Origin of the sequence: Carboxylicivirga sp. M1479 (assembly GCF_007097485.1) — a bacterium.
Lineage (GTDB): Bacteria > Bacteroidota > Bacteroidia > Bacteroidales > Marinilabiliaceae > Carboxylicivirga.
Genome location: NZ_VKDE01000003.1, coordinates 17,364 through 30,654, shown reverse-complemented (window position 1 = coordinate 30,654; position 13,291 = coordinate 17,364). Strand labels below are relative to the sequence as shown.

Sequence of the window (13,291 nt, the reverse complement as noted above, 5' to 3'; positions counted from 1 at the left end):
TTTGCATTTTTTCGAAAATCCCTATTAATATTTTGCAATATATATCCGCAGTAGCACAAAAGAAGACCATATTGAATGTTTAAACTTGAACCGTCGTCTTAGTTGGTTGCTTGTTATAACAGAGTTTGAAGCTGCATCTTCTTTGTGTAGAATTTTTAAATCAGGATTATATATAGCTGTTAATTCATGTCTCCTTACTCGTGAATATAAGATATCTTCTTCGCCATACATAAAGGTTCTTGGATCAAATGCGTTATGATATTTGAGATAATACTTTTTTGAAAAAATAATAGCCGCACCATGAAGCTTTACTGCTTGATTTGTTTCGAACTCTTCTATACAGGTATGCCTTTTTTTATTTTTCAGCTTTCGTTTATTATCTACATATTCAATTAACAGTGTATCCTTATTAATAAAATTTAAAACAAACAAGAGGATATTATATATAAGTGCCTTAAAGCTTTTTTTCATTGAGTCTGTCGGGTTAGGCACAGGATTTTGATCGACTCTGTCATTAATTGACCAAATACAAGGTCCCAGCATATCAAAATCAGTTTGTTTATATATCTTTTGTATTTGATCTACGAACATTCGGTCTTCTATTATCGTGTCATTGTTTATAACGATATAGAAATCTGGATTGTAGTTTTCGAACGCATATTGGCATCCAACATTATTACCTTTGGCAAACCCTAAATTCTTTCTTTGCTCTAAAACAGTAACTTTAGGATTGTCTTTATATTTATCTTGTAAAATTAGACTACTATTATTAGGAGAATGATTATCTACAATAACTATATTATAATCATCTCTTTTTATCGAATCAAAAATTGAGTTTACACATTCAATTGTATCTTTATATACTTGATAATGTAGTATTATAAATGTATTCATTTAAATCAGTGTTGTAATATAATACCTTGCTTAAAATCGGTTGTGGATTATATTAGTTCTTTATGACTTTTTTACTTGCATGAATAGTCCTAAGGTATATAGACTTTAGTATATCTCGTTCCTACATCTAAAAGCCAATTCTGTATATTAAAAATATAAAGACGGCTGAGTATTATAGATAACGTAAATTGTGAAAACCATTCTGCTTAAAACTGTTAAGTTATCTTCAGCTGATATCTTGCACTTTACGATCAGAAGTATTAATAGTCTCAGTATGTGCTATAAGCGTTATTTTGTTATCTGAAAAATCATTATCTATTTTTAATCATTCCTCGAATTGTTACATATAGCTTACCAACTGTAAATTTCGCAACAGGGATAATATTTTTCGGAAAATAAGAAAATGAATAAAACAGATATAAACAGTAATATTTAAGAAAGCTCCAAAACCCAATATGGTTAGGATATTCAAATAAGGTTTTATAAATGATGGATTTATAAGTACTTCTTGGGAAATTATGATTAATATCATAAAGCCAAGGAATCATGTTAAAATCGTTTTTCAACATATCAACAGTTACCTTTGAGGATATACCTCCAGCATTTTTTCGGTAAACACACATTGTATCTGCTAAAAAACATATAGGACCTTTAGAAGCTATAAGAAAATTTAAAGCTCTGTCACCTGAAAATATATTTGAAGGAAATTTATTTTCTTTCGTAATACATGAGCGAAACATTAAGGAAGCAGTATGAAGTTTTCTGTGAAATAATATATCTTTTAGATGTAATGTAGGTGCAACATTTTTAAAAAATACCTTCTCGGTAGATTCTATTTCGTTGATTCGTATTGCCTGATGCCCACAACCTGAATACTCCTCATTCTCTTCTAAAAAATCAACCTGTTTTTGCAACTTATATGGATCTGTCCAATAGTCATCCCCTTCGCAAAGGGCTATATATTTACCCCTAGCTCGTTTTATATTATCAACCAGTGGCTTAACACCTTTAGTGTATTGATTCTCATCATATGCTAATAGGTTTACCTTATCCGGATATTTACTCGCATAATCCTTACAGATTTCTGCCGTACCATCTGTAGATGCATCGTCTCTCAGTAGAATTTCAAACGTAAAATCTGTCTCTTGCATTAGAAAACTATCTAAAGCCTCCTGTATATAACCCGCATGATTATAGGTCTGGCAACAAATACTTACCATTACTTGTTTGCTATTCATCTCTATCTTTAAAAAATAAGCTATCCCTATTGGACAAAATAAAATACACAGCTCAAAGAGCAGGTTTAGACACCACTAGTTGCAACATTACACCTGCTCTAAATAACTTGAGTATCAGTATTGACATTATTTATTGACAAAAGCAAGGATCTCATTAACCGTGTTGATTCTGTCTATTTCTTCTTCTTCAATCTTAATCCCGTAGTGTTCTTCAAGACTCAAAAAAAGAGTCAGCTTATCAAGGGAGTCCACCCCTTGATCTGTCATGGGGATGTCATTCTTAAATGTTCCGAAATCGATCTGTCCTTCTAGTTCTTTCTTAAGTAATTCAATAATGTTTTCTTCTGTTAGTTTCATCTTATTATCGTTTTTAAATTTTACAATCTGTTTAACAATGCACTTGACCAGGACAGGCCTACTCCAAAGCCTGAAATCAAGCAGGTATTTATACTTGTGTCATCCAGCATTTCGGCTAAAATAAAGGGAATTGATGATGAAACAGTATTGCCATAGGCATTGATTTTGAACGGCACTTTATCCTCTGCAATTTTAAGGCGCTTTCGTAAAGTATCAACGATATACTTGCTCCCTTGGTGAAAGACAAAGCGATCGACACTATCGGTGCTCTGGTTGCATTGTTCTAGCAGTTTCTTTACGTCTTTAGGCACGGTCTTAGCTGCAAAATTGAAGATGGCGTGGCCACTCATAAACAACTGTCCATTGCGACAAATCAAACCTTCATGACCCTTGCCGGAAGTTCCAAAAGAAAAACGCTCGCTGGTAAATACAGGGGCATCAGAAATCAAGGTTGCCGTGGCTCCGTCCCCAAAAAGTACAGAGGTGTTTTTATCTTCGGTGTCCAGTACTTTGGAGTAAGGATCTGCGGTGATCAATACGCCTTTTTTCATTCCGTTTTGCGTCATAAATGCGGTAATGACGGACAATCCATAAACAAAACCGGAGCAGCCTAGTGAGACATCGAAGCTAGCACAGCTCTCCGGCAGATCGAGCTTACCGTGTATCATTGCAGAGGTGTGTGGTATGTTATAGTCCGGATTTTGTGTGATGACGATCAAACATTCGAGATCCTCGGATGCAAAGCCCGCTTTTTCTTGCAAATTACGATAGGCTTTTACCCCCATGTCAGAACTATCCTCACCCTTGTCTTTACGTGTAACATATTCTACGCCAATTTTATTTTGAATAAAGAAGTCATCCATCTCAAACTTCTCTTTTAGATCGTAATTAGACAATATGTTTTTTGGCAAGTAAGTGCCTATGTTTTGTATTCCCAGCATAGCTTTAAACTAATGAAAAATAAATATAACCGACTGGTTTATTATTAATCAAGATTTCACTTTTTGTTAACTTATTATTGAGATTCTTTTGTAACAGGATCGTTACATCTTTAGTCATGTAATCGGCAATACCATCTAGGGTAGCGTACTCAAACTTGGTCACAATCCATTTGCCCTCGCTGTGCATGTCTTGCATGTAGCATTTGTTCATGGATACAACCAGCTCGCTAAAAGTATAGCCTTTAGTATTGTAGTTAAGCTTAATAGTGTCGCCTTCAATCTCTGAATTGCTGAATACATAGTCCTCGGAATAATCACTTCTGCTGTCAATCTTGACGCCATTATCTACCACGTAGGCCTTGTGTAATACATCTTCGATATAGTAAGTAATGAGAGAGTCGTATTTCTCGATCTCCTCTTCAGGGTCTAATATGAGTGTCGCATTGTTTCTAATCCAATTATGTGCACTGTACTTTATGTTTTTTACCGATTGTTCCTTTAAAGCCAATGCGTCGACAACGGCATCAAAAATATCCGGCCCTTGTACATAGCTTCTCTTGCCTTTAAACGAAAATTTTAATTTAATATTTTTCATTTTTTTGATTTTAGAAAGTTTAACATATTCCGCTTGTGACTATAGGCAAAGTAGCCCGAGACATCGGCATTTTCTGCAATGTTATTTATCACCACACTTCCCAAACGCACCTTGGCATTGTTGCCTATTGTAATGCTATCGCTAATGGTGGATGAAGGACCTATCCATACCGAGTGACCAATGTTGACATTGCCGGCGATCTGGCAAGACCCTGCTATCATTACATTTGCACCTACCTGGCTGCCATGGCCTATAACGCAACGGTTACTAATCTTTGTATTAGCACCAATATGAGTGAAGAAGGCATGGTAGGGCTTTTGGATAATAGCTCCGGTAAGAATGTGGCAGTTTTCTTCAATTTTAACCCCTCCGGCAGTTTCTAAAAAGAAAACGAGGCCATCAACGGTGGTATTTTGCATGCCGCCAGAGCCAATTACGACATAGTCGTCGATCACGCAATGATCGCCTATTATCGTATTATCCTTGATGATGGTACCAGCACCAATTTTGACATTTTTACCTATTTGCACCTTTGGTGATACCACAGCCGTGGGGTGAATCTCAGCTGTTTCGTCGACATAATCTGTCGTGACTAATCGAAGCTTCTCCATCCTGACTAAACGGTTGTGCAGCTCATAATAGCACTTCTGTGGGTGCTCACTTACAATTAGCCCCATATCATCAGCTACAAGCTCAATAAGATCTTCTTTTGTAATCACTGCAGTTACCAGCTCATTTTTATTGAGATTCTCAATGGCTAATGCATCTGTAGCATAAGCTATGGACTGTTTCGTAGTGTGATGTGGAGAATAAGTCGAGCTTATTTCCCTATCTCTCACAAGCTGTTCCTTGTCAAATACTTCTCTTAGTCTCATTTTGGTAATTTATTATTTTGCAAAGATACAACAATGACCTAATTCTTGGGGATAATATCCTTAATCAATCGGACATTGCCGATATTAAAGCCCCATGCTATTCCTCCATATAAGAGTAGCCCAGAAAAAGAACCAATGGATAATTGCCAGAGTTTTGAGCTTGTTATTCCTGTTGTCAAATAAACAAAAGCCCCCATCACTAGGCTTAATAACAAGACGGGACCAATATCCTTCATCTGCTGCCAAAATCCATAATTAATTATTCGCTTAGTATAGTAAGTATTAATTATCAATGCCAACAAGGATGTTGCGATTTGACCAATAAGCATAGCCTTTATGCCTATTGGTATGGTAATTACTAACATGATAATTGTAATCACTTTTTTTATCACCTCTAATCTCAAGAAGAGATCCGATCGTCCTTTGACATTTATCACATTGAGATTGATGGCATGGATAGGGTACCACATCATTGCAAAACACATAATTTGTAGCATCCAAACTGTTTCACTCCACTTGGCCGTCAAAATCGTAATGACTAGAGGTTTGGCCAAAGCAGCCAGTCCCATCATTAAGGGAAAAACAACCAATGCTGCCATACGAATAATCTTACGGTACCCTTCGCGTAGACGAAAATCATCGTTTTGCACCACACTCAGCACAGGAAAGGTTACGCGTTGTATAATCGTGGTGATATTAGATGATGGAAACTCTGAAAACTGCTTGGCACGCGTAAAAAAGCCAAGCGATTGAGCCGAAAAAACCTTCCCTATTACAATTGTAAAGATATTCTTAAAAAACGTATCTAGTAAACCAGAGAGTAATAGTTTGGAGCCAAAAGAAAATAAATCCTTAAAGCGCTGGAAAGAAAAGCCATGACGAGGCATCCATTTAGAGATACACCAGAGTATAATCAGGTCTAAGCTTCTCCGAAGCAAATTCTGGACCACTAGTGCCCAAACTCCAAAGCCAGCATATGCTAAATATATACCTACACCACCTGAAATAACAATCGCACTCACCGCTGCTTTTGTTTGCGATTTAAAATCAATATTAATGGTAAACTTGGCTCTTTGTACTATCGCTAAAGAATTAACGATTAAGGTCAAACCAAGAACTCGTGTTAGTTGCACCAGTTGAGGTTCGTCATAAAAACCCGCTATCAAAGGTGCAAATAAGAAAAGAAGGGCATAGAATAAAAACCCAACAGCACCACTAAAATAGAAACTGGTCGAATAATCTAATTCATCACAATCTTTTTTTTGCACTAAAGCCGTAGAAAAACCACTATCAATAAAAGTATCCGAAATCGCTAAGAATATGGCTAGCATCCCTATGAGTCCATAGTCAGAGGGCGAAAGTAGTCGAGCAAGTATAAGCCCAAGTACAAACTGTACACCTTGTGACGAAAAACGCTGTATCGCGCTCCACATAACACCTTTAACAGCTCTCTGTTTTAACATTGAACTCAATGTGCTATTTTTTAATTATGTAACATATTCTTTCGATTTCAGCTTGTTCTAAAGTTGGATAAATTGGTAAACAAATAACCTGCTCTGCTATTTTAGTTGCATTAGGTAAATTATGTGTTTTTGCAGAATCATATCCTTTATACATTGGGAACTCACTAATTAGGGGGTAAAAATACCTTCGCCCATATATATTGTGTTTCTTTAGCTTTTCATAAAGTTGATCCCTTGTGCTTCCATAATCATTACCATTCACAAAAATTGGAAAATATGCATAATTACCAATTGTTTGCTCTTGTTCTGATAATAGTCGTATTCCATCAATTTCTTCTAGTAGTTTTTGGTATGTATCAGCCACACGTTTCCTTTCAGTCACATTGTGCTCATGATTCTTCAACTGTAACAAACCATAAGCAGCTTGCAACTCATTCATCTTAGAGTTAATCCCAGGAGCCACAACTTTTGTTTCGCCTGCAAATCCGAAATTTTTTAAGTAATCTATACGTTTTTTAGTCGCTAAATCGTGACTTATAATAGCTCCTCCCTCAATGGTATTGTACACTTTAGTTGCATGGAAACTTAGAATCGATAAATCCCCATAATTCAGAATACTGGTATCCTTATAATTCACACCAAAAGCATGCGCAGCATCATATATGGTTTTTAAACCATAGGTATCAGATATTTCTTGAATACGCTCAACTGCACATGGATTACCATATACGTGTACAGGCAATATTGCCGAAGTTTTAGGTGTGATTGCTTCCTCTATCTTTTCCGCATCTATATTACAGAAATTCTTTTCAATGTCAACAAATACCGGTGTTAACTGATTCCATAATAGGCAATGCGATGTTGCTACAAAAGAATAAGGAGTTGTAATCACTTCACCAGTTATCCTTAAAACCTGCAATGCAGTTAACAAGGCAAGTGTACCGTTCGCAAATAATGAAACATAAGGAACGTTTAGGTATTTAGCTAATTCCTCTTCTAGCTTTTGATGAAAGGGGCCATTATTTGTCAGTATATTGTTATTCCAAATCTGCTCTATATATGGAATAAAATCCTCAAGATCAGGCAATGCCGGCTGTGTTACAAATACTTTTTTATTATCCATGTAAAATAGTTAGAATCTTTAGTTTTGTTCCAGATTATCCAAGAGAACTACACAAAATTCTTGTTTAGAAAGACATCCAATAACCTTTTCAAGTTGCTCCTCGGACAGTCCAAGTTCTTCTTGTATTAAAACTATAGGTCTTCGGCCATTAGCTATTAGCTCTTGGGTTTTGATCTCTAGTTCAGTATTTGAATTTACCGTAAAAACCTCCCCTTCAGACTTAAACTCAGCCTTAGACCCAGCTTCAGCCTCACTAATCATCCCTACAGCTATCGTATTATGATTTATTGGATCGATAAGGATAAATGCACCTGAGTCTTTTAGGTCTTGATATTTATCTACAAGGATTGGTTGCACTGTATGAATCTCTACAGATGCTATAGCATTCAACTCTAGAGAATCAACACTACTTGTTTCCAAGGTATTTACATCAACTCTGTGGCGTATAGATGTTATAAGTGCTTTGGTGCTATTGTTGGCATGCTTCAAATAAAACTGAGTGCTCTTATTGAGTGGTTTCTCATCCATCCAAACCAACATGGCAGTAATACTTTGCGTTACAACGGGTTGGTTCGCTTGATGCACAATCATATCGCCACGTGAAATATCAATTTCATCTGCAAGAGTAAGTGTTACAGATTGGGGTGGAAAAGCTTTATCTACTTCTCCATCGTAGGTGTGAATTCCCGTTACAGTAGAGCTTTTACCTGAGGGCAATGCTACTATGACATCTCCTTTTTTAACAAGCCCTGAGCTTACTTTACCACAAAAGCCACGGAAATCTAGATTTGGTCTATTGACATACTGGACAGGGTAACGCAAGGTATCATAGTTGCGATCCTTTGAGATTTCAACCTTCTCAAGGAATTCGAGTAAGCATTCTCCCTTATACCATGAAGTATTTTTCGATCGATCAACAACATTATCTCCCTTTAATGCTGACAATGGGAAGGTATAGAAATTCTTAACATTTAATTCCTTTGCAAAGATTGCATACTCTTTGCATATCTCCATATAACGCTCTTCACTATAACCTACCAAGTCCATCTTATTCACGGCTAATACTACGTGTTTTATCCCAAGCAATGATGCAATAAAAGTATGTCGTTTGGTTTGTGTGATAACGCCGGTACGTGCATCCACTAAAATTATAGCAAGGTTCGCAGTAGATCCGCCTGTAATCATATTTCGAGTGTACTGCTCGTGCCCTGGGGTATCTGCAATAATAAACTTTCGTTTATTGGTGGAGAAATAGCGGTAGGCCACATCGATGGTTATACCCTGCTCTCTTTCGGCCTTTAGACCATCGAGTAACAATGCGTAATCAATCTCTTCACCCGCATTCCCGACGCGTTTACTATCCCGTTCTAAAGCATCGAGCTGATCTTCGTATAGTTTTTTACTATCAAACAATAATCGACCAATCAATGTTGACTTTCCATCATCCACCGATCCTGCAGTTAATAGGCGAAGTAAGTCTTTTTTCTCATCTTGAGCGAGAAATTCTTTTATATTTAATGTTGCTTCGTTTAGCATTATTATTAGTGTTTTACCCCCTAATTATTATAAATTAACTTTAACGTTTTTCGTATGATTACATTACATTTTAGCATGAATTCCTAGTACTTTTAAAAATACCCTTCTCGTTTCTTTTGCTCCATGCTTCCATCTTGGTCGAAGTCAATGACGCGTGTTGTACGTTCTGAGACCTTTACGGTCATCATCTCTTCAACGATATCTTCTACCGATGTGGCATTCGATTCTACCGCACCTGTTAGAGGATAACATCCTAAAGTACGAAAGCGTACCATACGCTTCTCCGCTGTATCTGCCAATTCTTTAGGCATACGATGATCGTCTACAAGAATCAAATTACCATCTTGCTCAATCACAAGTCGCTCTTTTGCAAAATAAAGTGGAACAATAGGTATATTTTCTAGACGAATGTATTGCCAAACATCCAATTCTGTCCAGTTGGAGATTGGAAATACACGGATTGATTCACCCTTGTGTACTTTTGTATTATAGATATCCCATAGCTCGGGGCGTTGATTTTTAGGATCCCACTGGTGATTCTTATCCCGAAATGAGAATATGCGTTCTTTTGCACGCGACTTCTCCTCATCTCTACGTGCTCCACCAAAAGCCGCATCAAAGCCAAACTTATTAAGCCCATCCAAAAGAGCTTGTGTTTTCATAACATCAGTATGCACCTTGCTGCCATGAGAGAAAGGGCCAATGCCTGAATTAAAACCTTCCTTATTGTGGTGTACTATAAGATCCCAATTCTTTTCTTTCGCATATTGGTCACGGAATTCAATCATCTCTTTAAACTTCCATTTCGAATCAATGTGCATCAATGGGAATGGCACTTTCCCCGGAGCAAAAGCTTTTTCGGCAAGGCGAACCATCACCGATGAGTCTTTACCAATGGAATAGAGCATTACTGGATTCTCAAATTCGGCAGCCACCTCTCGAATAATATGAATAGCTTCCGCTTCTAGTTCTTTTAAGTGAGAAATCTTATAATCTACTTTTTCGTTCATTTTTACTGCTGTTACTTTTAGTTAAGAGCTAACGATAATTAAATACCTTTTAGTGGATTACAATATCTACGATTATAATTTTCCTAGGGCATATACCGCATAAGTTACAGAGCCTCCAAAGAAACTATCATTTATTGATTGAGCTGATTCTTTTCTATATCTAATGCCCTTACTAATTATGATTAAATTCTGAATTGAGTTAATGGATCTAAGACTTAGATCGGATTAACACTTGACGTGATTCAATTACATTTAAAATAATTACCCCATTGTAAAATACATAAAATTATTAAAAATCACTTGCTCTTGATATGCTAAACAATATTACCTCCCCTATTTTCGTAATGCGACAGAATCAATCTTAATTTCGTATTCAACCAATGCATTACTACAACTCGCTAAGCCATGATTACACAGTGAGTTGAGATCATCAACCATATATGAACACCAAAAGATATAAACATTACTAATGTACACTCTAGTATTAACTCTACTAATTATTATCTATCCCTACAATTCTTTCTGATCAATGAAATTAATCTACCATTCCATAAAAAATAATTAAAAGGCATATTATTAGCATTGGATTTATTTTAGCCCCTTCCAATTGTGTACAATTCAAAACCAACTTCATCCATTATACGTATATTTAATATGTTCCTACCATCAAACACGAATGCTGGCTTTTTCATACAATTATATACTCTTTTCCAATCGTATGCTTTAAACTCATCCCACTCAGTCAAAATTGCCACAGCATGCGAATCGTCCATCGCTTCATATGGATCATTAACAATAGTTATTAGTCGTTTATTTTCTTCTTCTGATCGGGTACTTAAATAATCCAAATCAGTATATATCTGTCCGGCTTTAACCTTGGGATCGTAAATTACTAATTCTGCCTGTTCATTTAGTAAGTAATCCGCAACATATATCGCAGCTGACTCTCTGGTATCATTGGTATCCTGTTTAAAGGCCCATCCAAGCATCGCAATCTTTTTACCTGATACTGTATTAAAAAGCGTCTTGACAATCTTTTCTGCAAAACGACGCTTTTGATAATCGTTTAATTTAATAACCTGTTCCCAATAATCGGCCACTTCACCTAAACCGTATGAACGAGCGATATAAACTAGATTTAAAATATCTTTTTGAAAACAAGAACCGCCAAAACCAACAGATGCTTTTAAAAATTTAGGACCAATCCGACTATCCGATCCTATAGCATTGGCAATCTCGTCCACATTGGCACCCGTCTGTTCACAAAGGGCAGACATAGCATTAATAGAAGATACCCTTTGGGCTAAGAATGCATTTGCAGTTAACTTAGATAGCTCAGAAGACCATACATTGGTTGTGAGAATACGTTCTAATGGCAACCAATGTGAATATACGTTTACCAAGCTTTGAATGGCTTTTAGTCCATCTTCATCCTGATCTCCACCAATTAGTACACGGTCGGCATTGTGTAAGTCATCAATGGCTGTTCCTTCAGCCAAAAATTCAGGATTTGATAACACTTTAAAGTTTACATTTTTCCCTTCAGCGTCCAATATTGTTTTAATGGATTCAGCTGTTCTTACAGGTAATGTTGATTTCTCAACTACTATTTTATCAGATGTAGCCACCTTTGCGATTTTTCGAGCACATAATTCTACATACTTTAGATCGGCGGCCATGCCTTTACCCACCCCATAGGTCTTAGTTGGCGTGTTCACAGAGATAAATATCATTTGTGCCTCGTCAATAGCTTTATCCACTTCTGCAGAAAAAAATAAATTTCTATCACGAGCTTCCTGTACCACCTCTTTCAAGCCTGGTTCGTAGATAGGCAGCTTATCTAAATTTTCAGTGTTCCAATCTGCAATACGTTGCTGATTAATGTCCACAACAGTTACCTTTATTTCAGGACACTTTTGTGCGATTACAGCCATGGTTGGACCACCAACATAACCGGCACCAATGCAGCAAATATTTGTAATATTATTAGGGATATTCATTTTATATAAGATTAAAAATTATTTTTCACACTTGACCACACCAACTTACCAAACACAACTCCTAATCCAACAAACCCACCTAAAAACACACTCACCACTAAAATAATCTTTTTCTTCGGTCCACTTTTATCAATTGGCACTTTGGCTGGTTCCAAGATGGTGAAGGCAGGCGTTTGCTCATTCACCGCAATCTTGGCCTGTTCCAATTGCTGAGCCAAACCTTTAAAAACGGTTGATGACATATCGTAATCATCACTTAAGCGTTGAAACTCTAAATTAACACGTTCCGACACCATGTTACGATGCTTGTCTTTGTATGCATATAAGCGCCCTTGTGACTGTTCGTATATCTCTTTCTTTTGGTCGTATTGCTTTTGTATAAACTCCAGGTGTTCACGTGCCTGTTTGGTTTTGTAACGGATCACATAGTTTTGCAATAACTCAACAGCTTTTTGCACGAACTGAGCTACCAAAACTGGTTCACCCACTTCGGCTGACACATTGATTAGTCCCGTTTTTTTATCCACTTCAATAACTATCACCTGTTCTACTGCTGCCATGGCACGTAACTCCTCTTCAGATAATTGGAGTACCCCATAATCGGGTAATTCAGTTTTAAGGTCCTCGTTTCCACCACTTAGAGCATCTTTAATGGTCCAGGGCAAACGAATAGTATATTTAGCCACTTTGCTACCAAGAGATTCTATTGTATCAGCCAAAGCATATTCGTACAATGAAATTGGTTCAGTATAGTCTTCAAAATGAAACTTCTGATGCACCATCTCTTTTTTAAAGGGATAAGAATTAACCACCTGCGGATACACCTCAGCTGGAATGCCAGATGTACCGCCCATCATGGAACCGAGATTAATACCTGCCATACCTGCTAATGCTCCTAGGTTACCCATTCCTCCTTTTTTTTCTTCAGAAGGGATAAGGGTAGAGTATGCCTGGTATTTTACTGGACTGGTAAAGGCAATGATTAAGCCAATAATTACAGCTACGCCAATGGAATAATAAATGGTCTTTCGACCATTCCAGATTGTTTTGACGAGGGCGATAAGGTCTATTTCATCGTCTTTGATGATTTGTAAGTTATCGTTTGTATTTTCTGTATTCATATAATGAACTTTTTCCGCAGATATGAATTATATTTTCTTCTGTCCGCAGATTTTCGCTGATTAACACGGATTTGAAACAACTGTGTCGTTCCTTAAATCGTAATCCTCTCATTTTTTAAATAGCATCGCTATTTCTTT

The 13,291-nt window shown here is 36.8% G+C and carries 12 protein-coding genes; all 12 read right to left on the bottom strand.

What is annotated here, in order from left to right; genetic code table 11:
* Positions 1-24: 24 nt before the first annotated feature.
* Positions 25-894: a glycosyltransferase family 2 protein gene (locus FNN09_RS03070; protein ID WP_143300015.1), complete on the bottom strand. Its 870-nt coding sequence runs from the start codon at positions 892-894 to the stop codon at positions 25-27.
* 311 nt (positions 895-1,205) lie between these two features.
* Complete coding sequence (locus tag FNN09_RS03065) at positions 1,206-2,132, bottom strand: glycosyltransferase (RefSeq protein WP_143300014.1); 927 nt, start codon at positions 2,130-2,132, stop codon at positions 1,206-1,208.
* Between the two features lie 126 nt (positions 2,133-2,258).
* A complete protein-coding gene (locus FNN09_RS03060; RefSeq protein WP_143300013.1) occupies positions 2,259-2,489 on the bottom strand; it encodes an acyl carrier protein in 231 nt (76 codons plus the stop codon).
* A 20-nt stretch (positions 2,490-2,509) separates the two neighbouring features.
* Positions 2,510-3,430: a ketoacyl-ACP synthase III gene (locus FNN09_RS03055; protein WP_143300012.1), complete on the bottom strand. Its 921-nt coding sequence runs from the start codon at positions 3,428-3,430 to the stop codon at positions 2,510-2,512.
* Between the two features lie 4 nt (positions 3,431-3,434).
* Positions 3,435-4,025, bottom strand: a complete 591-nt coding sequence (locus tag FNN09_RS03050; RefSeq protein ID WP_143300011.1) for a hypothetical protein — start codon at positions 4,023-4,025, stop codon at positions 3,435-3,437.
* On the bottom strand, positions 4,022-4,900 hold the full coding sequence (locus FNN09_RS03045; RefSeq protein WP_143300010.1) for a DapH/DapD/GlmU-related protein: 879 nt from the start codon (positions 4,898-4,900) through the stop codon (positions 4,022-4,024). The genes FNN09_RS03050 and FNN09_RS03045 overlap by 4 nt, the downstream gene beginning before the upstream one ends.
* Before the next feature lie 38 nt (positions 4,901-4,938).
* Positions 4,939-6,363, bottom strand: a complete 1,425-nt coding sequence (locus FNN09_RS03040; RefSeq protein ID WP_221932409.1) for a lipopolysaccharide biosynthesis protein — start codon at positions 6,361-6,363, stop codon at positions 4,939-4,941.
* A 13-nt stretch (positions 6,364-6,376) separates the two neighbouring features.
* Positions 6,377-7,486: a DegT/DnrJ/EryC1/StrS aminotransferase family protein gene (locus FNN09_RS03035; protein WP_143300008.1), complete on the bottom strand. Its 1,110-nt coding sequence runs from the start codon at positions 7,484-7,486 to the stop codon at positions 6,377-6,379.
* A gap of 18 nt (positions 7,487-7,504) precedes the next feature.
* On the bottom strand, positions 7,505-9,022 hold the full coding sequence (gene cysN / locus FNN09_RS03030; RefSeq protein WP_143300007.1) for a sulfate adenylyltransferase subunit CysN: 1,518 nt from the start codon (positions 9,020-9,022) through the stop codon (positions 7,505-7,507).
* 92 nt (positions 9,023-9,114) lie between these two features.
* On the bottom strand, positions 9,115-10,032 hold the full coding sequence (cysD, locus tag FNN09_RS03025) for a sulfate adenylyltransferase subunit CysD (protein WP_143300006.1): 918 nt from the start codon (positions 10,030-10,032) through the stop codon (positions 9,115-9,117).
* 593 nt (positions 10,033-10,625) lie between these two features.
* Complete coding sequence (locus tag FNN09_RS03020) at positions 10,626-12,032, bottom strand: UDP-glucose 6-dehydrogenase (protein ID WP_143300005.1); 1,407 nt, start codon at positions 12,030-12,032, stop codon at positions 10,626-10,628.
* Positions 12,033-12,043: 11 nt separating this feature from the next.
* Positions 12,044-13,153, bottom strand: a complete 1,110-nt coding sequence (locus FNN09_RS03015) for a Wzz/FepE/Etk N-terminal domain-containing protein (RefSeq protein WP_143300004.1) — start codon at positions 13,151-13,153, stop codon at positions 12,044-12,046.
* Between the last annotated feature and the right edge of the window lie 138 nt (positions 13,154-13,291).

What these genes read in the sequence shown, in the direction of transcription:
- FNN09_RS03060 (WP_143300013.1), bottom strand. Translation starts at nt 2,489, where the DNA reads ATGAAACTAACAGAAGAAAACATTATTGAATTACTTAAGAAAGAACTA.
- FNN09_RS03055 (WP_143300012.1), bottom strand. Translation starts at nt 3,430, where the DNA reads ATGCTGGGAATACAAAACATAGGCACTTACTTGCCAAAAAACATATTG.
- FNN09_RS03050 (WP_143300011.1), bottom strand. Translation starts at nt 4,025, where the DNA reads ATGAAAAATATTAAATTAAAATTTTCGTTTAAAGGCAAGAGAAGCTAT.
- FNN09_RS03020 (WP_143300005.1), bottom strand. Translation starts at nt 12,032, where the DNA reads ATGAATATCCCTAATAATATTACAAATATTTGCTGCATTGGTGCCGGT.
- cysN (WP_143300007.1), bottom strand. Translation starts at nt 9,022, where the DNA reads ATGCTAAACGAAGCAACATTAAATATAAAAGAATTTCTCGCTCAAGAT.
- FNN09_RS03065 (WP_143300014.1), bottom strand. Translation starts at nt 2,132, where the DNA reads ATGAATAGCAAACAAGTAATGGTAAGTATTTGTTGCCAGACCTATAAT.
- FNN09_RS03035 (WP_143300008.1), bottom strand. Translation starts at nt 7,486, where the DNA reads ATGGATAATAAAAAAGTATTTGTAACACAGCCGGCATTGCCTGATCTT.
- FNN09_RS03015 (WP_143300004.1), bottom strand. Translation starts at nt 13,153, where the DNA reads ATGAATACAGAAAATACAAACGATAACTTACAAATCATCAAAGACGAT.
- FNN09_RS03045 (WP_143300010.1), bottom strand. Translation starts at nt 4,900, where the DNA reads ATGAGACTAAGAGAAGTATTTGACAAGGAACAGCTTGTGAGAGATAGG.
- FNN09_RS03070 (WP_143300015.1), bottom strand. Translation starts at nt 894, where the DNA reads ATGAATACATTTATAATACTACATTATCAAGTATATAAAGATACAATT.
- cysD (WP_143300006.1), bottom strand. Translation starts at nt 10,032, where the DNA reads ATGAACGAAAAAGTAGATTATAAGATTTCTCACTTAAAAGAACTAGAA.
- FNN09_RS03040 (WP_221932409.1), bottom strand. Translation starts at nt 6,363, where the DNA reads ATGTTAAAACAGAGAGCTGTTAAAGGTGTTATGTGGAGCGCGATACAG.